The 22,057-nt window shown below is 63.1% G+C and carries 21 protein-coding genes; 13 read left to right on the top strand and 8 right to left on the bottom strand.

Annotation, left to right across the window (positions count from 1 at the left end):
- Positions 1-12: 12 nt before the first annotated feature.
- The 3 genes from BJI47_RS15995 to BJI47_RS16005 are packed head-to-tail and all read left to right on the top strand — an operon-like array spanning position 13 to position 4,438.
- Entirely contained in the window at positions 13-1,695 is a 1,683-nt protein-coding gene (locus BJI47_RS15995; protein ID WP_088944586.1) for an ABC-F family ATP-binding cassette domain-containing protein, read from the top strand.
- Positions 1,662-2,924 carry a uroporphyrinogen-III C-methyltransferase gene (gene cobA, locus BJI47_RS16000; RefSeq protein WP_088944587.1) on the top strand — a complete coding sequence of 421 codons (1,263 nt, stop codon included), beginning with the start codon at positions 1,662-1,664 and terminating at the stop codon, positions 2,922-2,924. Before BJI47_RS15995 ends, cobA begins: the two co-directional genes overlap by 34 nt.
- A gap of 53 nt (positions 2,925-2,977) precedes the next feature.
- Positions 2,978-4,438 carry an MFS transporter gene (locus tag BJI47_RS16005; RefSeq protein ID WP_254900636.1) on the top strand — a complete coding sequence of 487 codons (1,461 nt, stop codon included), beginning with the start codon at positions 2,978-2,980 and terminating at the stop codon, positions 4,436-4,438.
- A 99-nt stretch (positions 4,439-4,537) separates the two neighbouring features.
- Here the strand turns inward: BJI47_RS16005 and BJI47_RS16010 are convergent, their stop codons facing one another.
- Complete coding sequence (locus BJI47_RS16010; protein WP_088944589.1) at positions 4,538-5,761, bottom strand: DUF2786 domain-containing protein; 1,224 nt, start codon at positions 5,759-5,761, stop codon at positions 4,538-4,540.
- Complete coding sequence (yaaA, locus tag BJI47_RS16015) at positions 5,758-6,501, bottom strand: peroxide stress protein YaaA (protein WP_088944590.1); 744 nt, start codon at positions 6,499-6,501, stop codon at positions 5,758-5,760. The genes BJI47_RS16010 and yaaA overlap by 4 nt, the downstream gene beginning before the upstream one ends.
- A 48-nt stretch (positions 6,502-6,549) precedes the next feature.
- Here yaaA and BJI47_RS16020 point away from each other — a divergent pair, with 48 nt between their 5' ends.
- Positions 6,550-8,301, top strand: a complete 1,752-nt coding sequence (locus BJI47_RS16020) for a proline--tRNA ligase (RefSeq protein WP_088944591.1) — start codon at positions 6,550-6,552, stop codon at positions 8,299-8,301.
- A gap of 64 nt (positions 8,302-8,365) precedes the next feature.
- Positions 8,366-10,087, top strand: coding sequence for an acyl-CoA dehydrogenase family protein (locus tag BJI47_RS16025; protein ID WP_088944592.1), 1,722 nt, complete (start codon positions 8,366-8,368; stop codon positions 10,085-10,087).
- Between the two features lie 13 nt (positions 10,088-10,100).
- On the opposite strand, the gene BJI47_RS16030 is transcribed toward BJI47_RS16025, so the two are convergent.
- On the bottom strand, positions 10,101-10,541 hold the full coding sequence (locus BJI47_RS16030) for a ferritin-like domain-containing protein (protein WP_088944593.1): 441 nt from the start codon (positions 10,539-10,541) through the stop codon (positions 10,101-10,103).
- The gene (locus BJI47_RS16035; protein ID WP_254900626.1) at positions 10,538-11,092 is read right to left on the bottom strand and encodes a hypothetical protein; all 555 of its coding nucleotides are present in this window, start codon (positions 11,090-11,092) and stop codon (positions 10,538-10,540) included. Before BJI47_RS16035 ends, BJI47_RS16030 begins: the two co-directional genes overlap by 4 nt.
- A 101-nt stretch (positions 11,093-11,193) precedes the next feature.
- Between BJI47_RS16035 and rimP the strand changes: the two genes are divergently transcribed.
- From rimP to BJI47_RS16075, 8 genes are all read left to right on the top strand, one after another.
- Positions 11,194-11,769 carry a ribosome maturation factor RimP gene (gene rimP, locus BJI47_RS16040; protein WP_088944594.1) on the top strand — a complete coding sequence of 192 codons (576 nt, stop codon included), beginning with the start codon at positions 11,194-11,196 and terminating at the stop codon, positions 11,767-11,769.
- Positions 11,766-12,776: a transcription termination factor NusA gene (nusA, locus tag BJI47_RS16045; RefSeq protein WP_088944595.1), complete on the top strand. Its 1,011-nt coding sequence runs from the start codon at positions 11,766-11,768 to the stop codon at positions 12,774-12,776. The genes rimP and nusA overlap by 4 nt, the downstream gene beginning before the upstream one ends.
- A 110-nt stretch (positions 12,777-12,886) precedes the next feature.
- Positions 12,887-13,183, top strand: coding sequence for a YlxR family protein (locus tag BJI47_RS16050; protein ID WP_088944698.1), 297 nt, complete (start codon positions 12,887-12,889; stop codon positions 13,181-13,183).
- 97 nt (positions 13,184-13,280) lie between these two features.
- Positions 13,281-16,214, top strand: a complete 2,934-nt coding sequence (infB, locus tag BJI47_RS16055; protein ID WP_088944596.1) for a translation initiation factor IF-2 — start codon at positions 13,281-13,283, stop codon at positions 16,212-16,214.
- Between the two features lie 124 nt (positions 16,215-16,338).
- Positions 16,339-16,629, top strand: coding sequence for a DUF503 domain-containing protein (locus tag BJI47_RS16060; RefSeq protein WP_088944597.1), 291 nt, complete (start codon positions 16,339-16,341; stop codon positions 16,627-16,629).
- A gap of 29 nt (positions 16,630-16,658) precedes the next feature.
- On the top strand, positions 16,659-17,126 hold the full coding sequence (rbfA, locus tag BJI47_RS16065) for a 30S ribosome-binding factor RbfA (protein WP_088944598.1): 468 nt from the start codon (positions 16,659-16,661) through the stop codon (positions 17,124-17,126).
- Between the two features lie 5 nt (positions 17,127-17,131).
- The gene (locus BJI47_RS16070; RefSeq protein ID WP_088944599.1) at positions 17,132-18,127 is read left to right on the top strand and encodes a bifunctional oligoribonuclease/PAP phosphatase NrnA; all 996 of its coding nucleotides are present in this window, start codon (positions 17,132-17,134) and stop codon (positions 18,125-18,127) included.
- A gap of 6 nt (positions 18,128-18,133) precedes the next feature.
- Positions 18,134-19,477: an MATE family efflux transporter gene (locus BJI47_RS16075; protein ID WP_254900627.1), complete on the top strand. Its 1,344-nt coding sequence runs from the start codon at positions 18,134-18,136 to the stop codon at positions 19,475-19,477.
- On the opposite strand, the gene BJI47_RS16080 is transcribed toward BJI47_RS16075, so the two are convergent.
- From BJI47_RS16080 to BJI47_RS16095, 4 genes are read right to left on the bottom strand one after another with little or no spacing between them, the layout of a single operon-like run.
- Complete coding sequence (locus BJI47_RS16080; RefSeq protein ID WP_217808547.1) at positions 19,459-20,526, bottom strand: sulfate/molybdate ABC transporter ATP-binding protein; 1,068 nt, start codon at positions 20,524-20,526, stop codon at positions 19,459-19,461. The genes BJI47_RS16075 and BJI47_RS16080 overlap by 19 nt on opposite strands.
- Positions 20,523-21,323, bottom strand: coding sequence for an ABC transporter permease (locus BJI47_RS16085; RefSeq protein WP_088944699.1), 801 nt, complete (start codon positions 21,321-21,323; stop codon positions 20,523-20,525). Before BJI47_RS16085 ends, BJI47_RS16080 begins: the two co-directional genes overlap by 4 nt.
- A gap of 41 nt (positions 21,324-21,364) precedes the next feature.
- On the bottom strand, positions 21,365-21,775 hold the full coding sequence (locus BJI47_RS16090; protein ID WP_088944602.1) for a molybdopterin-binding protein: 411 nt from the start codon (positions 21,773-21,775) through the stop codon (positions 21,365-21,367).
- A 44-nt stretch (positions 21,776-21,819) separates the two neighbouring features.
- Positions 21,820-22,014 (bottom strand): hypothetical protein, encoded by a 195-nt coding sequence (locus BJI47_RS16095; protein ID WP_088944603.1) that lies wholly within the window; start codon positions 22,012-22,014, stop codon positions 21,820-21,822.
- Positions 22,015-22,057 lie beyond the last annotated feature (43 nt).

Here is a 22,057-nt window from a genome sequence, read left to right on the forward strand (position 1 = left end):
GGATTTGTCTCCGTGGCTCACCTCGAACTCACCGACATCGACTACTTTCTTCCCGACGGCAGACAACTGCTCAGCGGGGTCGGTTTTCGAGTCGGCGACGGCGCAAAGGCGGCGCTCATCGGGCCGAACGGTACCGGGAAGACCACGCTGACACGGATCGTGGCCGGCGACCTCGCACCCGATGACGGAAACGTCGCCAGTTCGGGATCGCTCGGGGTGATGCGCCAGTTCGTCGGCCAGTTGCGCGACGACTCGACTGTGCAGGACCTGCTGTTGTCAGTGTCGCAGCCGGGGGTACGCGTCGCAGCGAAAGCACTCGACGATGCCGAGAACGCGATGATCGACGTCGACAACGAAAAGACTCAACTGAAATACGCGAACGCGCTGTCGGATTGGGGTGACGTCGGCGGGTACGACCTGGAGCCGTTCTGGGACAAGGCGACGATGGCCGCGCTCGGGATGTCGTTCGACCGGGCGAAGTGGCGTGCGGCCTCGACTCTCAGTGGCGGCGAACAGAAGCGCCTCGTTCTGGAAGCCCTGTTCGGAGGACCGGATCAATTACTACTGCTCGACGAGCCGGACAACTATCTGGACGTACCAGGTAAACGGTGGCTGGAGAAGACGATTCGCGAGTCCGACAAGTCGGTCCTCTTCATCAGCCACGACCGTGAACTCATCGCCAACGCCGCTACTCGGATCATCACGCTGGAGCCGGGAATCAACGGCGCGACCTCGTGGGTGCACGGCGCCGGGTTCGAGACGTATTACGACGCTCGCGAGGATCGAAATGCCCGACTCGACGAGCTTCGTCGTCGGTGGGACGAAGAGCGCGTCAAACTCCGTGCGCTCGTCCTGCGCTTGCGGGAGAAGGCAAAGTTCAACGACGGCATCGCCGCTCGCTATCACGCTGCACAGACGCGGCTAGCGCGGTTCGAAGACGTCGGACCGCCGGAAGCGGTGCCGGTCAAACAGAAGGTCACGGTACGACTGCACGGCGGCCGAACCGCGAAACGCGCGCTGGTATGCACCGATCTGGAGCTGACCTCGCTCATGAAACCGTTCGACACCGAAGTCTGGTTCGGCGACCGAGTCGCAGTTCTCGGATCCAACGGATCGGGTAAGTCACACTTTCTCCGGTTACTGGCCGCAGGCGGTACCGATCCCGAACGGGAGCACGAGCCGGTCACCGAACTCGTCCTCGATCCCGTCCCGCACACGGGCACAGCAGTGCTGGGCGCTCGCGTGCGCCCCGGATTGTTCGCTCAGACCCACACCCGGCCCGACCTGAACGGCAACACCTTGCTCGACATCTTGCACCTGGGCAACGAGCACCGTGACGGCATGGGCCGCGAGGCGGCGAGTCGGGCACTCGATCGCTACGGACTCGCCCGCGCTGCCGAACAGCTCTACGACAACTTGTCCGGAGGCCAACAAGCGCGCGTTCAGATCCTGCTGCTCGAGCTGTCCGGTGCGACACTCCTGCTTCTCGACGAGCCCACCGACAACCTCGACTTGATGTCGGCGGACTCCCTTCAAGACGCCATCGCGGCATTCGAGGGGACCGTCATCGCGGTCACCCACGACCGTTGGTTCGCCCGCAGCTTCGAGCGGTTCTTGGTTTTCGGATCCGACGGCCGCGTCTACGAATCCGAAGAGCCAGTATGGGACGAAACCCGCGTGGCGCGGGCGCGGTAGCGTTTGCTCTCGTGGATGCGACTGATTCTCCTTACCTCGTCGGCCTGAATCTGTCAGGCAAACGCGTCGTTGTGGTCGGCGGCGGGACCGTCGCGCAGCGGCGACTGCCCCTGTTGATCTCTTCCGGCGCCGAAGTGCACGTCATCACCCGGGTCGCGACTCCGGCCGTCGAAGCGATGGCAACCGCTGGTCAGGTGACGATGGAACTGCGTGAATTCGCCCCTGGCGACATCGACGATGCCTGGTACGCCATTGCCTGTACCGACGAGGCAGAGACGAATGCCGCGATCGTGGCCGAGGCCGAGAAGTCGAGAATCTTCTGCGTTCGCGCCGACATCGCTCGTGACGGAACTGCGGTCACCCCAGCATCTGCGGACTACGACGGACTCACTCTCGGCGTCTTGGCGGGCGGTGAGCACCGGCGCTCGGCAGCGGTGCGCAATGCAGTTCTCGAAGCTCTTCAGTCGGGGCTGATCACCGATTCGGCGCACGCTCCGCTGACCGGTGTTGCCCTCGTCGGTGGCGGTCCGGGAGATCCGGATCTGATCACCGTTCGTGGCCGCCGACTCCTGGCGTACGCCGATGTCGTCGTCGCCGATCGTCTGGCGCCACCGGAGCTACTTGCCGAACTAGGACCACACGTCGAGGTCATCGATGCGTCGAAGATTCCGTACGGACGCGCAATGGCACAGGAAGCGATCAATCAAGCATTGATCGACGGAGCCAGGGCCGGCAAGTTCGTCGTCCGCCTCAAGGGCGGCGACCCGTACGTGTTCGGTCGTGGATACGAAGAACTCGAGGCTCTCGCCGAGGCCGGGATACCGGTGACCGTGGTCCCCGGCATCACGAGTGCGATTTCGGTGCCGTCGGCGGCAGGAGTTCCGGTGACGCACCGCGGCGTCACCCACGAATTCGTGGTCGTGAGCGGCCACCTCGCCCCGGAACACCCCGACTCGCTGGTCGATTGGGGCGCGCTCGCACGCTTGAAAGGCACGATCGTGCTCTTGATGGCGGTCGAACGCATCGAGAAATTCGCCGAAGTGCTCATCGAAGGTGGACGGCCCGCCTCGACGCCGGTGTTGGTGGTGCAGGAGGGGACGATGCGTACTCAGCGTGAGGTCAGAGCCGATCTCGCGACGGTAGGCCGGCGCGTGAAGGAAGAGGGAATTCGCCCGCCGGCAATCGTCGTAATTGGAACCGTTGCGGGTTTCTCCGTGGACCCTCGGTAACGTTAACTTCCGTGTCTGACCAATCGCAGCCCGCAGCGCCCACGACGGGCATCGTGTACCCGGTGACGACCAGGGCTTTCGGCCTCGCAATCATCGTGCTCAGCGGCCTTCAGTTGATGGTGGTTCTCGACGGGACGGTGGCAAACCTGGCGTTGGCGCCGCTGCAGGCCGATCTGGGTTTGAGCGACGCCGGCCGCAACTGGGTTCTCACCTCGTACGCATTGGCCTTCGGCGGACTGATGCTTCTCGGTGGAAGACTTGGTGACGCGTTCGGTCGAAAGAAGATGTTCCTCGGCGGCGTCGTACTGTTCACCGTGGCATCTCTGCTCTGTGGGTTGGCCATCAACGAGGCGACTTTGGTGGCTGCGCGTGCCCTTCAGGGCGTTGGAGCGGCGGTAGCGTCGCCGACGGCGTTCGCCTTGGTCGCGACGACCTTTGCGCCGGGACCGGTTCGGAATCAAGCAATCGCGATCTATGCGGCGATGACCGGCGTCGGATCCATCGCAGGCCTCATCATCGGCGGTGCGTTGACCCAAGTTTCTTGGCGCTGGATCTTTCTCATCAACGTGCCCATCGGCATCGCCATCGCAATTCTGGCCATGGTGTCGCTGAAGGAAACTGCGGGCGTACGACTGGCCCTCGACTTCCCCGGCGCGATCCTCGGCACACTCGGCTGCACAGGTGTCGTCCTCGCCTTGAGCGAGGGAACCGAAATGGGGTGGTCGAGCCCGCTCGTCATCGGTTCGCTGCTCGGCGGCCTGATACTGCTCGGACTGTTCCTGGTCGTCGAGCGAAGGGCCGATAACCCGCTGCTGCCGTTCTCCCTGTTCGCGAACAAGAACCGCGTGGCCACGTTCGTCGCGATCCTCTTCGCAGGCGGAGTCATGTTCTGCCTCGCAGCGTTCGTTGCACTTTTCGTCCAGGACATCCTCGGCTACAGCCCACTCAATGCGGGCCTGGCGTTCGTTCCGTTCGCATTCGGCTTGGGTGCTGCAGCGTTCATCACCTCGAAGCTGGTAGTTCGGATACAGCCGCGTTGGTTGGTCATGTCGGGCAGCGCCATCATGGTGGGGTGGTTGTTGTTCTCGGTCGTGACGATGAACGCAGACTCGTCGTACTTCCCTGGAATCCTTTTCCCCGTCATCGGGATCGGCTTCGGAGTCGGTATGGCGTCGATACCGCTGCCTCTGTGTGCCATCGCCGGCGTCCGAGCAACCGAGATCGGGCCACTGACAGCAATCGCTCTGGTAGCTCAGACCTTGGGTGGTCCCGTTGCACTGGCCGTGGTGGGTGCGTTGGTCACCTCGCGAACGATTTCGCTCGGGGGAACCACCGGCCCGGCAACTCTGATGAACGAGACCCAACTCGATGCATTGAGCTCCGGCTACATGTTCGCCCTGTTCTGCTGCGCAGTCGCGGCGGTCGTTGCCGGACTCGCCGCGTTCTTCATCAAGTTCACCCCGCAGCAGGTTGCTCAGGCCCAGGCTGCGCAGGAAGACGTGCTCGCGACGTAGCCGTCGATGGGCGGTCTTCGGTTGGACGCCGAGGACTCCCGGTGCGGTCAAGTCTCGTTCGCTTGCGGCCGAAGCAGGTCGGATGCGCGGTTGATCGTGCTACGCCAGTTCCGCGTCGTCCGCGGCCGCGTGCCCCGACTCCCACCCCTCGACATCCAACCTCGGACCGCGCATGGTCCGCACTCGTGGGAAGAGTCGGTCGAATTCTTGCTCTACAGCTACGGTCTGAGCCGCCAGCATCGGTAGTAGGTTCCCGGATTGTTCCGACGCTTCTTCAACCGCGTGGGCATCGGCCTCGCCGAGCCGTTCGCCGATCCTGACCGCGTACGCATAGAGAAACGCCTTGCCGAATGCCGCCGAGGCAGAACCCTTACGTCGCTTGGCTTTGGGGGAGTGCGACAGTGAGCGTGTCGCCTGAATCAGCAACGAGGTGAACATTATCTCCGTCTGCTCGATGTCGACGGGTGAACCGACGAGCGTTGCAATCGCGTACTCCGGATCCCAGATGCTCTTGACTCGGTTGACCGTGCTCACCGCATGCAGCAGTTGGGCTTTGGGTGGAGCATGGGGGTTGTCGACATGCAGACGTCTGCTGATCACATCGACATTTCCTTCGGTCAGCAACAGCGAATCGATGGAATATCTGGTCATCAACTCCTGCGCCTTGGTGGTGAGTGTCTCCGCCTCTTCCTCGAAATCGGTGGCGTCGGCCTTGGCAAGCAGCCCACGAATCTTGCCGAGCATCTTGGTGTTCGGAGATCCGCTCGCCGACCCGGACTTCGCGGTTCGGCCGGCCCGCCGAACCGGCCACTGCGACGGAAAGGGTCCGATTCGGGGCCACCTCGGCAGCGTCTGCCATTGGCCCAGCAGCGCAAGTACCGCTATCCACTGATCGTTGGCGGCAATGTAATCCGTTTTGCCACTCGACTTCAGCAGTGCAGCAAGAAAACTCGGTGAGGCTGTCAGTGGCCCTGCAGCCTTCGGATATGCGGCACAGATGTCGGATAGCTGGTCGACCCAGTTCTCGGGCGCCCGATCGTGCGAGTTCGTCAGATCCGATTGGTGAAGCAGGACTGCAGCGGCGAGCGAGGACACCGCGAGCGTCTGCTGGCGCTTGACGATATGGAGAAGGTCGAACGGTTGCCAGCCCGCCTCGTACATCGTCTCGATCATGTTCGTCAGCGCCAACGAAGCCAGTGCCGAGGCATCGTGGTCCTCCAACGCGATCAGGCGATCGACGATTTCGTCCACGCGCCGCAGATCCCGACCCTTGCCATAGGAGACGTCGGCGCCCTGTCGGAGTAATTCTGGGACCGCGTTCATTTGGTGAGGACGATCAGTTCGGTCGCCGATGCGACTTCCACGCTCAGACCGGCACGAGAGGCAACTCGGGCCAGCGCACGCACATTCTTCGGCTCGGCGGTGGTCAGGGTCAGCGCACGCGCCAGCACGCCTTTGTGGTGCTTGTTGAAGTGGCTCACGACAGATCTGCTGCCATCGGGTTTCTCGGTCAGAACCGTTGCCGTGATGGCACCGGGCACCGGGCCGAGTTGCTGGTACGTCCCCGAGCGCAGGTCGACGACCAGTCCATCGGACTGCGCAGCCACCGCGTCCGCCAACTCGGGCTTCCAATACGACCGAAGGGTGCCGAAGCCAGGGATTGTCGATCCACCGGACAGCCGGTAGTACGGAATCGGATCGTATGCACGTACGGCCCCGAACAATGCAGATCCGATCCACAACCTTGCCGCCGCCCGTGCGCGACCGGCCTTCGTGAACGAACGCGCGTCGAGAGCGTCGTAGAGAACCCCGGTGTAGCGGCTCAGCGCGGGTGTCGAGGGGGAAGTCCACAGGGCGGCGTTGCGTTCGACTTCTTCGGTCTGGGTCGGTCCGAGACCCAGCGCGGTCGCCGATGCCTCGGGATCGCCGGCCAGCCCCACAAGCGCGTCCGCCAGCTTGTGTCGGAGTGGATTGAGCTCGGGTAGCGACAGATCTTCCAGATTCAGGGGAGAGCCGTCGCCGCCGTCCGACTTCGTCTCGGATGGGGGCAGCAGAATCAGCACGGGGAGCAACGTTACCCACCCGAAGAGCACCGACTACGCTCGTACCCCGTGATCACCCGTCTTTCGCAGCTCTTCCTCCGCACTCTTCGTGACGACCCCGCCGACGCCGAAGTCGACAGCCACAAGCTGTTGGTTCGTGCAGGTTACGTACGTCGTATCGCCCCGGGTGTGTACTCCTGGCTGCCGCTCGGCCTGAGAGTGCTGCGCCAGATAGAACGAGTCGTTCGTGAAGAGATGAACGCGATCGGCGCGCAGGAGATCTCGCTCCCGGCGTTGCTGCCGCGCGAACCGTACGAGACCACCAATCGATGGACCGATTACGGCGACGCACTGTTCAAGCTGAAGGACCGTAAGGGCAACGACATGTTGCTCGGTCCCACCCACGAGGAACTGTTCGCACTGACGGTGAAGGGTGAGTACAACTCGTACAAGGACCTGCCGGTCACGCTCTATCAGATCCAGACCAAGTATCGCGACGAGGAACGCCCGCGCGCGGGCATTTTGCGCGGACGCGAGTTCGTCATGAAGGACTCCTACTCGTTCGACATGGACGAGGACGGGCTGAAGCGGTCCTATGCGGCACACCGCGAGGCCTACCAGAAGATCTTTGCTCGGCTCGGGGTCAAGTACGTCATCGTGGCGGCGACATCCGGCGCGATGGGTGGAAGTGCGTCCGAGGAATTCCTCGCCGAGAGCGACATCGGTGAGGACACTTACGTGCGGTGCATCGAGTCGGGATACGCGGCGAACGTCGAAGCCGTCACGACTCCCGCGCCGGCATCGTTGCCGATCGAGGGGCAGCCTGCCGCCGTCGATCACGAGACGGGTGACACACCCACCATTGCCACGTTGGTCGAGTGGGCCAATTCGGTCGATCTGGGCCGCACCGTCACCGCCGCGGACACGTTGAAGAACCTTCTGCTCAAGGTGCGCAACGCAGACGGGGAGTGGGAGTTGCTCGCTGTCGGTCTGCCCGGCGACCGTGAGGTCGACGAGAAGCGCCTCGAAGCGTCTCTCGAGCCGGCCGAGTTCGCACTGCTCACCGACGCCGACTTCGAGGCCAATCCGTTCCTGGTCAAGGGCTACATCGGACCACGTGCGCTGCAGGCCAACGGAGTTCGTTACCTCGTAGACCCTCGTGTCGTCGACGGGACGTCGTGGATCACCGGAGCAGACGTCACCGGCAAGCATGTGGTGAATTTGGTCGCCGGCCGCGATTTCACTCCGGACGGCACCATCGAAGCTGCCCAGGTACGGGACGGCGATCTCTCCCCGGACGGCCGCGGCGCGCTCGTCAGCGCGCGCGGTATCGAGATCGGCCATATCTTCCAACTCGGCTACAAGTACACGGACGCGTTCAATGTCGAGGTGCTCGGTGAAAGCGGAAAACCCGTGCGCCTCGTGCAGGGTTCGTATGGCGTCGGTGTCTCTCGCCTGGTCGCCGTCGTCGCGGAGCAGATGCACGACGACAAGGGGCTGCGTTGGCCGGCAGAAGTATCGCCGGCGGACGTGCACTTGGTCATCGCAAACAAAGACGAAGCCGCACGTGCCGGTGCCGAGTCCATTGCGGCAGCACTCGACGCTCAGGGCCTCGACGTGCTTTTCGACGACCGGAAGGCGTCGCCCGGTGTCAAGTTCAAGGACTCCGAACTCATCGGAGTGCCGGTCGTAGTCGTCGTCGGTAGGGGATGGGCCGAGGGCAAGGTCGAACTCCGTGACCGCTTCACCGGTGAGAGCCGTGACCTCGAGACCGAGACCGCTGTCGCCGACATCGTCGAAACGGTACGTGGGAAAATGTGATCGCACGGTTCGGGTCGGTTACTCACTGGTAGCTTCGGGGCAGCCGACTAGGAAAGGTGACAACATGGCCCACCTCACGTTGTTCGATCCCGCGACGTACGATCCCACCCAGTTCGACGACGAAACGCGCCGCCAGTTGCGATCGCTGATCGACTGGTTCGAGGATCGAGGTAAAGCCAGATTGCTCGCCGACGACCTCGATGCCGTCTGGACCAGCGATTTTCTCGACTTCGTTGCCAAGGAGAAGCTGTTCGCGACGTTTTCGACACCGGCAGCGTATGCCGATGGCGACTCCGACAAGCGCTGGGATGCCTCCCGCAATGCTGCCCTGAGTGAAATCCTCGGCTTCTACGGACTGTCCTACTGGTACGCCTGGCAGGTCACCGTACTCGGACTCGGACCGATCTGGATGAGCGAGAACGAGGAGGCCAAACATCGTGCAGCGCGGGCGCTGAACGGCGGGTCCGTGATGGCGTTCGGGCTATCCGAGCGCGCCCATGGTGCCGATGTCTACTCGACGGATATGTTGCTACGGCCGTCAGCGGAAGAGGGAATCGAGTTTCTGGCCTCGGGCGAGAAGTACTACATCGGCAACGGCAATGTTGCAGGCATGGTCTCGGTCTTCGGTCGCCGCACCGACCGCGATGGCCCGGATGCCTACGTGTTTTTCGTCGCCGACAGCAGTCATCCCAATTATGTTCTACGTGACAACGTGATTCACGGCCAGATGTTCGTCAGTACGTTCACCCTCGAGGACTACCCGGTCCGAGCCGAGGACACTCTGCACACTGGCGCAGACGCGTTTTCCGCCGCACTCAATACCGTCAACGTCGGTAAGTTCAACCTCTGCACGGGTTCGATCGGAATCACCGAGCATGCGTTCTACGAGTCGATCACGCACGCGCACAACAGGATTCTCTATGGCAACCGAGTCACCGAATTTCCGCATGTGCGTGCAAGTTTCGTCGACGCCTATTCTCGACTGATCGCAATGAAGCTCTTCAGTGGGCGGGCAGTCGACTACTTCAGATCCGCAAGCCTCGAGGATCGGCGCTACCTGCTGTTCAATCCGATGACCAAGGCCAAGGTGACCTCCGAAGGTGAGACCGTGGTTCGGTTGCTGCACGATGTGATCGCAGCGAAGGGGTACGAGAAGAACACGTACTTCCGTGAGGCCGCGCAGATGATCGGAACCCTGCCCAAGCTCGAAGGCACAGTGCACGTCAATGTTGCGCTCATGCTCAAGTTCATGCCGGCATACATGTTCGCCCCGATGGACTACCCCGACGTCGAGACACGTGACGACGCTTCCGACGACGCGTTCTTCTTCGCGCAGGGTCCCGCCCGCGGAGCGGGGAAAGTGCGATTCCACGACTGGAAGTCGACGTACGAAAAGTTTTCGCATGTTCCCAACGTCGCACGGTTCTACGAGCAGGCTTCGGCCCTCGAGACGTTCCTGACCGACACCGCGCCGGATGAGTCGCAGCAGGAGGATCTGGATTTCCTACTCAACGTGGGGCACCTGTTCTCGTTGGTCGTCTACGGTCATCTGATACTGGAATCCGCCGAGAAGGTCTCTACCGAGTTGCTCGATCAGATCTTCGACTTTCAAATCCGTGATTTCTCCGGTTACGCAGTGGCTCTGCACGGCAAGCCGTCCTCTACCGAGGCACAGCAGGCGTGGGCCCTTGCGGCAATCCGCAAGCCGGTGGTCGATCTTGCTCGCTTCGACGCAGTGTGGTCCGAAGTAGTGTCCTATGACGGCGCCTACGAGATGAGGGGCTGAACCGGCAGCGGCCTCACGGTTGACCGGGGAACGGAACGGTCGGCGGAGATACACCCAGAATTTCGCGCCAGTTCGCCAGTCGTAGCGCCGCTTCCGTGAGCGCAGTGACTCCGGCCTCCCGAGTGGGGCCGGACTCGCTGCGCTCGATGACCGACCGCCACGCGATCGAGGTGTCGATCTCTGCCTGGGCGGCAAGTTGCGCCGACGTGACGGGATCGACGACCGGGAACGGGATGGAATACGCCGGGCTCGCAATCGGCGGGGTGACGCTCGCGGCGCGCAAAGCATCGAGGGTTGCGTCTCGACGCGCGCGGTGCGCTGCAGCATCCGCTGCGATGAGGCCTCCACGAGCCGGATTCGAGAATGCGCCTACGACGCCGTACGCAAAAACCGCGGCGTACTCGGCGTTCAAAGCGTCGACGAGTGCTTGTTGTTCGATGCCGAGATCGCTCATGGCAACACCACCGCCAGTTCGACGGCGCATGCGGCGCTGATCGAACCCAACAGGCCTGCGCGGTAACCGGATTCGCTTTTCGCAGAATCCGCGGCGCTCCGCTGAGATTGACTGAGGTCAGCCTTGAGTTCCTCCATGGTCGGCGGCGGCACCGCAGCCGGCGTCGAGGTGGTCGAGGTAGTTGCGCTCTCCTCTACGGGCTTACCCGCGACGCGGTCGATCTCTGCGGACAAGGCGTCGGCGTGTGCCGTTCGTTCGGTCTGCACGACGCTCAGGGGCCCGGCAAGGGTCGGGCTCAGCGCGATCAGGGCGCCTGCGGCGGCCGCGTCGCGACGCGCAAGTCGGAGGTGGCTGGTGAGGGTGTCGAGTTGCGGCCCAGGGTCTGTGTCGGACGAACATCCGGCAGTTGTGACGAGCCCGACTGCGGTGAGAGCGGCGCCACCGGTCAAGCGCAGGGCGCCACGGCGGCTGAGGGTGCGGGGGAGAGCGAACGTCGACACGGGAGCATCGTGCCAGGTGCATTCTGCATCTCGTGCACCCAGGCTGGTCACGAACGCCTCCCGTTGGCGTTAGGCTGTGCGTTCGCCACTTACGGACTCGATCACACTTCTGATGGGGTCCGACCACAACTGAACGAGGAGTTCTCGCAACGATGCCTGTTCCGTCCAAGGAGAGGGTCATCGCGCTCCTGTCCGACCTGGTGACCAGTCGTGGATTCGATTTGGAAGATGTCAACGTCGTCTCGGCAGGTAAGCACAGTGCCGTACGCGTCATGGTCGATCGTGAAGAGGGGATCGACCTCGACACGTTGCCGTCGCTCAGCCGTGAGATCTCCGACATATTCGACGCGGTGTCGGACTTCGGTGATGCTCCCTACACCCTCGAGGTCACCACTCCTGGAGTCGATCGTCCGCTCACCGAGGATCGCCATTGGCGGCGCGCGCGCGGACGGATGGTCCGATTCAAGTTGGAGAACGAGAAGTTCGACGCACGTGTCGGTCACCTCGATGGCCGATCGCTCACGGTGGTCACTCGTGACAAGGGTGTTCTCGCGACCCGAGTCGTGGAGCTCGACGACGTTGTGAAGGCTGTTGTGCAAGTAGAATTCTCGAAGCCGAAGGCAGATGAGATGGAGCTGACGGGCGGCGTTGTCGAAGGCAGGCCTGCTCCTGCCGACAACGACGAGATAGTGAACGTGGAAACACCGGAAGAAGGGTCCGACAAGTGAATATCGACATCGCAGCGTTGCGCGCCATCGAAGCGGACAAGGGGGTGTCGATCGAGACCGTCATCTCGACGATTCAGTCCGCCCTGTTGACCGCTTACCGGCACACCGAGGGCCATCAGCCCCACGCGTGGATCGACGTCAACCGCAAGACCGGTTCGGTGCGAGTGATGGCAAAAGAGATCGACGGTGACGGCAACACCATTTCGGAGTGGGACGACACCCCTCAAGGGTTCGGCCGAATCGCTGCGACAACGGCCCGGCAGGTGATCCTTCAGCGTCTGCGTGATGCCGAGCACGAGCGCTCGTACGGCGAGTATGCGACGCACGAGGGTGAGATCGTGGGCGGGGTCATTCAGCGGGACACCAGAGCAAATGCCAAGGGCACGGTCATCGTGCGGATCGGCAGCGATGCGAACGGCGCAGACGGTGTGCTGCCGCCTGCCGAGCAGGTGCCGGGTGAGAGTTACGAGCACGGCGAACGAATCAAGTGCTACGTGGTCGGAGTCGCCCGGGGCCAGCGCGGACCGCAAATCACCCTCTCGCGTACCCACCCCAACCTCGTGCGCAAGCTGTTCGCACTCGAAGTTCCGGAAATCGCCGACGGGTCGGTCGAGATCGTCGCCGTTGCGCGCGAGTCCGGTCATCGGTCGAAGATCGCAGTCAAATCTACGGTGTCGGGTCTCAACGCCAAGGGCGCATGCATCGGGCCGATAGGTCAGCGCGTGCGCAACGTGATGAGCGAACTGGCTGGGGAGAAGATCGACATCATCGACTTCGACGAGGATCCCGCTACCTTCGTCGGGAATGCGCTGTCTCCGTCGAAGGTTGTATCGGTCACGGTCGTGGATGCCGAGGCTCGTGCTGCACGTGTGGTCGTGCCGGAATATCAGCTGTCGCTCGCGATCGGCAAAGAGGGGCAGAATGCGCGGCTGGCAGCTAGGCTGACCGGCTGGCGCATCGATATCCGCAGCGACGCGGCCACGGCACCCGAGTCCACCAGCGCGTAAGGGTGGAATGCGGAGATCGAGGCAATACAGCGGTAGAGTGGTCGATGGTTCGGAACGAACTCTCTGCCCTGAGTCATGAGAGCACCGGTTCGGCGGCAGTTCGTCAGCCGGTGAGAACATGTGTCGGGTGCAAAGAGCGAGCTCCGGCCGCCGGTCTGCTGAGAGTTGTGGTTCGTGATCGAGATTCCACGGAATCGGTGATCGTGCCCGACGTCGACCACCGGCTTCCCGGTAGAGGTGCATGGTTGCATCTCGACCCGAGATGTCTGGAGAATGCAGAACGGCGCCGTGCATTCGGTAGAGCGCTACGCGTGTCGGGATCTACCGACTCGTCAGCGGTCGTCTCCTTTCTCGAAGGAGTCGACGACAGAGATTCACCCCTCGAGAAGAACAGGCAACAGCACTGATGAGCACACCGTGAAGCACCAACGATGAACGTCCATCGGAGATAACCCGAGGTCGTGCGGGCACCAATCCTCGCTCGGCCTCTCAGTGAGGAGAGCAGTGCCAGGTAAGGCCCGCGTACACGAGTTGGCTAAAGAACTCGGTGTCACTAGTAAAGAACTACTCGCACGGCTCAAAGAGCAAGGCGAGTTCGTCAAATCCGCATCTTCCACGGTAGAGGCGCCGGTAGCGCGTCGTGTCCGTGAATCCTTCCCGGCGGGCAAGCCGGATTCCGCTCCGGCCACCGGTGCTTCCAATGGCGAACAGGCCAGTGGCAGCGCACCGGTCTCCGGCAGCGCACCGAAGCCTGCTTCGGGTGCCAAGCCCGGCGGACCCCGTCCGGGACCGAAGCCGACCCCGCGCCCGACTCCTGCCGCTCCCGTGGCGCAGGAACCGGTAGCTCCAGTCGCAGCCAAGGCTCCCGTAGCGCCGGTCTCGACTCCGGCGCCTGCACCGGCCGCTCCGGCACCGGTCGCTCCGGCACCATCCGTTCCGGCGCCCGCTGCTCCGGCAGAACAAGCTCCCGCAGCATCGGCCGGCGCAACTCCAGAGGCCACAGCGGCTCCTGCCCCGGCAGGTCCCAAGCCTGGCGTACCCGGCCCCAAGCCGGGCCCCAAGGCTCCGCGTGTCGGTAACAACCCGTATTCGTCCGCTCCCGCCGAGCGTCCGGCCCCGCGTCCCGCGCCGGGTGCACCACGCCCGGGCGGTAGCAGTCGACCCGCTCCGGGTCAGGGCGGACCTCGTCCGGCAACTCCGGGCAGTGCACGTCCGGCCGCTGGTCAGGGCACACCTCGTCCGGCAGGACCCGGCGGACCTCGTCCGAGCCCGGGTTCGATGCCCCCTCGTCCCAACCCCGGCGCAATGCCGACCCGCTCGGCACGTCCGAGCCCAGCGGCAGGTCGCCCCGGCGGTCGTCCCGGCGGTGCTCCAGGTGGTCGTCCCGGTGGCGCAGGCGCCGGCGGTTACCGCGGTGGCGGCGCACCGGGTGCTCCAGGTGGAGCTCCCGCAGGTGGTGCTCCCGCAGGTGGCTTCCGCGGTCGTCCCGGCGGCGGTGGTCGTCCCGGTCAGCGCGGCGCAGCTGCAGGTGCTTTCGGTCGTCCCGGCGGAGCAGTTCGTCGTGGCCGCAAGTCGAAGCGGGCAAAACGCGCCGAGTACGAGAGCATGCAGGCACCCGCTGTCGGTGGCGTCAGGTTGCCACGCGGCAACGGTGAGACCATCCGTCTCGCCCGCGGCGCTTCGCTGTCGGATTTCGCGGACAAGATCGATGCGAACCCAGCAGCACTCGTACAGGCCTTGTTCAACCTCGGCGAGATGGTCACTGCCACTCAGTCCGTGAACGACGAGACCCTCGAACTGCTCGGCGGCGAGATGAACTACGTCGTTCAGGTCGTCAGCCCCGAGGACGAAGATCGCGAACTGCTCAACGCGTTCGACCTCACCTACGGCGAGGACGCCGGCGGTGAAGAGGACTTGGAGCAGCGGCCTCCCGTCGTCACGGTCATGGGTCACGTCGACCACGGCAAGACGCGACTACTGGACTCGATCCGAAACACCACGGTCCGCGAAGGCGAGTCCGGTGGCATCACCCAGCACATCGGTGCTTACCAGGTGCTTACCGAACTCGAAGGCAACGAGCGTTTGGTCACCTTCATCGATACACCGGGTCACGAGGCCTTCACGGCCATGCGTGCTCGTGGTGCCAAGGCAACCGACCTTGCGATCCTGGTTGTTGCAGCCGACGACGGTGTCATGCCGCAGACGGTCGAAGCGATCAACCATGCGCAAGCTGCAGATGTCCCGATCGTGGTAGCGATCAACAAGATCGACAAGGAAGGCGCAAACCCGGACAAGATCCGGCAGCAGCTGACCGAGTACGGACTTGTGGCCGAGGAATACGGCGGCGAGACGATGTTCGTCGAGATCTCGGCGAAGCAGGGCACCAACATCGACGCACTTCTCGAAGCTGTGTTGCTGACAGCAGATGCCTCATTGGATCTGCGTGCCAACCCGGATATGGACGCTCAGGGTGTCGCCATCGAGGCGCACCTCGACCGTGGTCGTGGACCGGTTGCCACCGTGCTCATCGCCCGCGGAACGTTGCGTGTCGGTGACTCGATCGTCGCCGGTGACGCCTACGGTCGTGTCCGTCGAATGGTCGACGAGCACGGCGAAGATGTCATCGAAGCACTGCCGTCCCGTCCGGTACAGGTCATCGGCTTCACGTCGGTGCCCGGTGCAGGCGACAACCTGTTGGTCGTCGACGAGGATCGCATCGCCCGTCAGATCGCCGATCGACGCAACGCTCGCAAGCGCAATGCGCTCGCCGCGAAGTCTCGTAAGCGCATCAGCCTGGACGACCTCGATGCAGCGTTGAGGGAGACCTCACAGCTGAACTTGATCCTCAAGGGTGACAACTCGGGAACCGTCGAGGCTCTCGAAGAGGCACTGGTCGGTATCCAGATCGACGACGAGGTCGAACTGCGCGTCATCGACCGCGGCGTCGGTGGCGTCACGGAGACCAACGTCAACCTGGCGTCGGCATCGAACGCGATCATCATCGGATTCAACGTTCGAGCGGAGGGCAAGGCCACCGAGCTGGCCAACCGTGAAGGCGTCGACATCCGGTACTACTCGGTGATCTACCAGGCCATCGACGAGATCGAAAGCGCGCTCAAGGGCATGCTCAAGCCGGTCTACGAAGAGGTCGCGCTCGGCCAAGCCGAGATTCGTGCAATGTTCCGTTCTTCGAAGGTCGGAAGTATCGCCGGTTGCCTCGTCACCTCGGGTACCATCCGTCGCAATGCGAAAGCACGACTGCTGCGTGACAACAAGGTGGTTGCCGAGACCGTCACCATTTCCTCGCTGCGGCGGGAAAAGGAAGACGTTGTCGAGGTGCGCGAGGGCTACGAATGCGGTCTTACGGTGACGTACTCGGACATCAAGGTAGGCGATGTCGTCGAGGCGTACGAGCTCCGTGAAAAGGCTCGCGACTAGTCATTCGCAGCAGTAGTGCCGTAGGGGAGCATTGGGGAGTAACACTGCACTAGATCGAGGAGCCGGCGGCGGTATGTCAGTACCGCCGCCGGCTCCTCGTTCGAACCTGAGTAAGGATGGCCACGTGTATCTGGGGGCGCTCGAGTTGGACGTGTTGTTGGGCGACGTTCGTTCGCTCGCTGAAAAGCGTTCGAAGGTCGATCCTGTTCTCACGGAGTTACACCGCTTCGGGGTTTCGGCTGCGGAGACGGGTGAGCTCGGGCGCTTTCGGCGGTCGTTGTTCGGAATTGCAGCTGCCGGTTCGGATATCGACGGGTTGCACGACAGGCTCGACGAATGCGAACGGCATATCGCGGAGCGGCAAGATCTGGAATTGTTGGCGGTCAGAAGAAGAATATTCGGTCCCGAGGACTGACTCGGAACCATATGAGGAGCGTGATTGACATGGTGGATCCAGCGAGAGCTCGCAAGCTCGCCAAGCGAATTGCCGCCATCGTCGCCACGGCGATCGATCATGAGATCAAAGATCCCCGTCTGGCGTTCGTGACCGTCACCGATTGCAAGGTGACAGCGGATCTACACGACGCAACCGTGTATTACACGGTGATGGGTGAAGACTTGGATACGGCTCCGGATCTGCAGGCTGCATCTGCGGGGTTGGAGAAGGCCAAAGGTGTACTTCGGTCGAAAGTCGGTGCAGGGACCGGTGTTCGCTTCACGCCGTCGTTGACGTTCGTGACCGATACCGTTCCCGACACTGCGCGGCATATGGAAGACCTTCTCGAGCGTGCACGACTCGCCGACAGTGAGGTCGCCAAGGCGGCAGCATCGGCCAAGCCTGCGGGCGAGGCCGATCCCTACAAGGCGCCGCGGGAGACGGTCGACGGTTCCGAGTCGACCGACGTGGACTGATAGAAGTGACGACGACTCCGGGTGCTCGGGCTGTGGCAGAGCCGCAGGACGAATTCGCTCATGCGATAGAACTGTTGGAGACAGCCCAGTCCGTCACCGTGCTGTGTCACATCCATCCGGATGCCGACACCATCGGGAGCGGTCTCGCACTGGGTTTGGTTCTGTCGCGTCGCGGAGTGGACGTTCAGGTGTCGTTTGCGGCGCCTGCCGAGCTGCCGGGGTCGATGGACGCGCTGCCGGGCCGCGAGCTGTTGGTTCCGGCCGGCGACGTCCGGGTCGACGTCGATCTCGTGGTCACGGTCGATGCCGGGAGCAAGGGTCGCCTCGGGGCGCTGTCCGACCGAATCGATGCTGCACATGCCACTCTCGTCATCGATCATCATCGCTCCAATACTCGCTTCGGCACCTGGAACGTGGTCGATGAGAACGCGGTGTCGACCACTGCAGTGATCGCTGGACTGTTGGACGCGTGGAATGTCGAGATCGATCGGGACCTGGCCGAATGCCTGTTTGCCGGACTGGTCACCGACACCGGTTCGTTTCGTTGGGTGCAGCCCGGCTCTCATACACTTGCCGAACGTCTTCTCGCGACCGGAATCGACGGGGCTGCGCTGACGCAGAAGTTGCTCGATACGCATCCGTTCGCGTGGTTGCCCATGTTGGGATCGGTTCTCGGAGCTGCAGAGCTGGTGCCTGACGCGGCGGGCGGACTGGGGCTCGTCTACACCGCGATCCTGCGCGAAGACTCCGTCGGCCTCCGCCCGGAAGAGATCGAAAGCGTCATCGACATCGTTCGCACCGCGACCGAAGCCGAGGTGGCGGCGGTTTTCAAACAGCAGAGTGGTGATGACTGGACGGTGTCGTTGCGCGCGAAGACACAGGTCGACGTTTCCCTTGTAGCGACGTCTCTCGGTGGTGGAGGTCATCGCAAAGCTTCGGGCTATACAGCTACTGGGTCCAAGTCCGAAGTCCTCGCGTCCCTGATCGCCGCACTCGGTTGATCGATCTTGGTTGAACCCACGGCTCCAGTGGAGGCGTCTCCGCGCAGAATTCTCGGTTTGGCCCTCCCCGCACTCGGTGTCCTTGCAGCTGAGCCGCTGTACTTGCTTTTCGACGCGGCAGTGGTGGGCAGGCTGGGTGCGCTTCCGCTCGCTGGACTGGCCGTCGGCGGTCTGGTTCTGACTCAGGTCAGTACGCAGCTGACGTTCCTGTCGTACGGCACAACTGCGCGTGCCGCTCGAATGCACGGTGCAGGACGCGAGAAGGACGCGGTCGGTGAGGGCGTCCAGGCGACGTGGCTCGCCGTTGCGCTGGGTGTGGCGATCGTTGCCGTGATGCAGTTGCTGGCAGCTCCGATTCTCTCGGTCATCGGCGGCGGCGGTGAGATCGCCGAGGAAGCTACCGCGTGGTTCCGGATCGCTGTCTTCGGTGTTCCTTTCATCTTGATTTCGATGGCGGGCAACGGGTGGATGAGGGGTGTTCAGAACACCAGGAGGCCGCTTCGTTTCGTAGTCTTCGGGCTATTGGTCTCTGGCGTGCTGTGTCCGATGTTGGTACACGGTCTGCTCGGGTTTCCGCGACTGGAACTTCTCGGGTCGGCGGTAGCGAATCTGGTGGGCCAGTCGATCGCAGGGTGTCTGTTCATTGCTGCGATTTCGCGTGCAGGGGTTCCGCTTCGGCCGAGGTGGTCGGTGATGCGAGTGCAGTTGATTCTCGGTCGCGATCTCGTCCTGCGTAGCTTGGCGTTCCAAGCGTGCTTCTTGTCGGCTGCCGCAGTGGCATCCCGGTTCGGAGCCGCCGCTGTCGCCGCCAATCAGGTTGTCCTGCTGCTGTGGAATCTCGTGTCGTTGACTCTCGATTCTTTGGCTATCGCGGCTCAAACACTCGTCGGTGCTGCTCTGGGCAAAGGCGACGTCCGTGGCGCCACCAAGCTGGGTTGGCGATTGACCGCGTGGTCGACCATGTTCGCGATCGTCCTGGCAGCGGTGTTCGCGGCCGGTATGCCGGTGATTCCCGAGCTGTTCACCACAGACCCAGCCGTGGTGGTACAGATGCACTCGATCTGGTGGATATTCGTGGCCATCATTCCGATCGCCGGAATCGTGTTCGCCCTCGACGGAGTTCTGTTGGGTAGCGGAGACGCAGCCTTCCTCCGGACCGCCACCCTGGTATGCGCCCTGCTGGGTTTTCTGCCCTTCATCTGGTTGTCTCTGGCGCTGGACTGGGGATTGGCCGGAATCTGGGTCGGTCTCGGAGTTTTCGTGTCGCTGCGGGCGATCGCGGTGGTGCTTCGGACACTCTCGGGTCGGTGGGCGCTCGCGGGCGCCGACATTCAACGCGACGCTGGATGAATGGCAACTTCCTGGCTCTTGACGACGAAGTAGACCTCCATGCCCGGTGACAGATCCAGTTCCGAGACCGCCGCCGCGGTCACGTCCGCGACGAGACTCTGGCCGCCGTGGGTACCCCGAACACGAACCGTTGCGCCGTGCACGTCCATCGCGGCGATCGTGACGGGGAGTACGTTGCGCGGACTGGCATGCGGTTCGGTGAGATGCACTGCCACTGCGGACGGGCTGAAGACAGCCACTGCCGCGGCACCCGATGGTGTCGTACTGTGTCCGTGAACCGTCAGGCCATCGGCGGTACTCAACGAACCTGACGAATCTGCAGCGCCGAGAACTAAGTTCACCCCGGCGATCCGAGCGGCGAATTCACTGCGTGGCGCGGTGAGAATGTCTGTGGTCGGTCCGCGCTCGACGATCCGGCCGGCCTGCACGACGACGATCGTGTCGGCCAATGCGAGCGCATCGAGAAGGTCGTGAGTGACGATGAGTGCGGTACGTCGTTGCTCGCGCAGGACGGTTCGAAGCAATCGGCGCAACACCGGTGCGGTAGCTATGTCCAATGCGGCCATCGGCTCGTCGAGGAGTAGTACTCGTGGCTGCGCTGCGAGTGCGCGCGCGAGAGCGATGCGTTGTGCTTGCCCACCCGAGAGTTGCGACGGCCGTCGGTCCGCAAGATCGAGTGCATCGACTGCGTCGAGCCAGGTTCGTGCAATCTCTCTTCCTTTGCGACGACCGACCCCCCGACTGCGGGGCGCGAACGCAACGTTGGCTTCGGCGTCGAGATGAGGAAACAGGAGGGCGTTCTGTGACATCGTGGCCACGCCACGCGCGTGCGCTGGAACGAATGTGCGTTCGGCGGTGTCGGTCACTACGTCGTCACCGATGGTGATCCGTCCGGAGTCGGGCCGGAGCAGACCTGCCACGAGCGAGAGCAACGAGGACTTTCCGGCCCCATTCGGTCCGAGAATCGCGATGACCTCGCCGTCCTCGACATCGAGGGTGAAGTCGAGGTTGCGGTCGTCGACCTCGGCGACGAGGCGGATGGAACTCACAGCGCCCCGGCCAACCATCGCCCACGGGCGGCGACGACGATTACTGCCGCCACCACGATCAGTAGGAGCGACAGCGCCACGGCGGCGTCGGGATCGGTTTCACGCTGGAGGTAGATCTCCAAAGGCAGGGTTCGCGTAACTCCCTCGAGTGACCCCGCGAACGTCAACGTCGCACCGAACTCGCCGAGGGCGCGGGCGAATGCAAGAACGGCACCCGACACCAGGCCCGGCAGTACCAGCGGGAGCGTCACCCTTCGCAACACCGTCGTCGGACGCGCCCCCAAGGTGGCGGCGACCGTCTCGTACCCACGTCCTGTACTGCGCAGTGCTCCTTCGAGGCTGACGACCAGAAAGGGGAGCGAGACGAAGGTCTGGGCCAGCACCACCGCCGTTGTCGAGAATGCGATGCCGATGCCCCAAGCCTCCAGTTGCTCGCCGAGTAAGCCGAGTCGGCCGAAGGTGTACAGCAAAGCAATTCCGCCGACGACGGGTGGAAGGACGAGTGGAAGTAGCACCAGCGCTCGGAGAATCGACTGACCAGGAAACTCTGCTCGGGCCAACACCAGTGCCATCGGTATGCCGACGACGATGCACACGGCGGTGCTCGTCGCTGCCGTTTGGAGACTGAGGAGCAACGCCGTTCGTGATGATTCCGAGGAGACGAGGGCGATGAAGTTCGGCCAATCGATCTTCAACAGAATGGCCAGCAGCGGGGTGACGACGAACAACGCACCCAACGCTGCGGGGACGAATATCCACCTGGGCAGACCGACACGGACCTCGTTGCTGCCGCGGATTCCTCTTCCGGAGCGTCTGGGTTTCACCTCGACAGACGCGTTCACTGTTCTTCGAATCCAGCATCGACGATGACCGTTGTCGCCTTGACCACGGCAACAGCAATTCTGCCCGGCTCGAGCCCCAGGGCGCGGACCGATTCGGTGCTCATGAGTGATACGACCGTGAACGGTCCGCACTGCATCTCGACCTCGCTCATCACGGTGTCGGACGTCACTGCGGTCACCAGCCCGACCAGTCGATTGCGTGCCGAACTTCCCGAGCCGGTCGGATCCGGGGGAGGCGTTGCCTGTTCGCGCGCGAACGCAGCCAGGGCGGCACCGTCGACAACTTTTCGACCCGCGTTGTCCTTGTATGCGGCGAGAGTTCCGTTGTCGATCCATCTACGCACGGTGTCGTCACTGACGCCGAGGAGTGCGGCTGCGTCCTTGATTCGAATCCGTGAATGCGGCATGAACAGAACTCTAGAGCAGCAGACGCGGGAAGGTTCGAGGCTGGCTATCGACGTCGACGGGTATTGACGAAGCGAGCCAGGAACGTTGCCGCAAGTAGTGCGATCGCGCACACGACTGCCGTGATCGCGAAACCAGAAACGAAGTTGTCCGACGCGATCCCCGCTAGAACGGAGGCCATGACTGTGAGGACCAGCCCTGCTGTGAGACCGGATTTCTCGGATGCGGAAAAGTTGTTCATAGGTCGACAGTGTCTCATCCGGCACCCTGTCCGATAGCGGTCG

The organism is Rhodococcus sp. 1168 (assembly GCF_002091955.1).
GTDB lineage: Bacteria > Actinomycetota > Actinomycetes > Mycobacteriales > Mycobacteriaceae > Rhodococcoides.

Excerpts from the sequence above, each read along its gene's own strand:
- BJI47_RS16030 (WP_088944593.1), bottom strand. The coding sequence starts at position 10,541 with ATGAGCGATCTCGGCATCGAACAACAAGCACTCGTCGACGCTTTGAAC.
- cobA (WP_088944587.1), top strand. The coding sequence starts at position 1,662 with ATGGGACGAAACCCGCGTGGCGCGGGCGCGGTAGCGTTTGCTCTCGTG.
- rbfA (WP_088944598.1), top strand. The coding sequence starts at position 16,659 with ATGGTGGATCCAGCGAGAGCTCGCAAGCTCGCCAAGCGAATTGCCGCC.
- BJI47_RS16025 (WP_088944592.1), top strand. The coding sequence starts at position 8,366 with ATGGCCCACCTCACGTTGTTCGATCCCGCGACGTACGATCCCACCCAG.
- BJI47_RS16010 (WP_088944589.1), bottom strand. The coding sequence starts at position 5,761 with ATGAACGCGGTCCCAGAATTACTCCGACAGGGCGCCGACGTCTCCTAT.
- BJI47_RS16090 (WP_088944602.1), bottom strand. The coding sequence starts at position 21,775 with ATGCCGCATTCACGGATTCGAATCAAGGACGCAGCCGCACTCCTCGGC.
- rimP (WP_088944594.1), top strand. The coding sequence starts at position 11,194 with ATGCCTGTTCCGTCCAAGGAGAGGGTCATCGCGCTCCTGTCCGACCTG.
- BJI47_RS16095 (WP_088944603.1), bottom strand. The coding sequence starts at position 22,014 with ATGAACAACTTTTCCGCATCCGAGAAATCCGGTCTCACAGCAGGGCTG.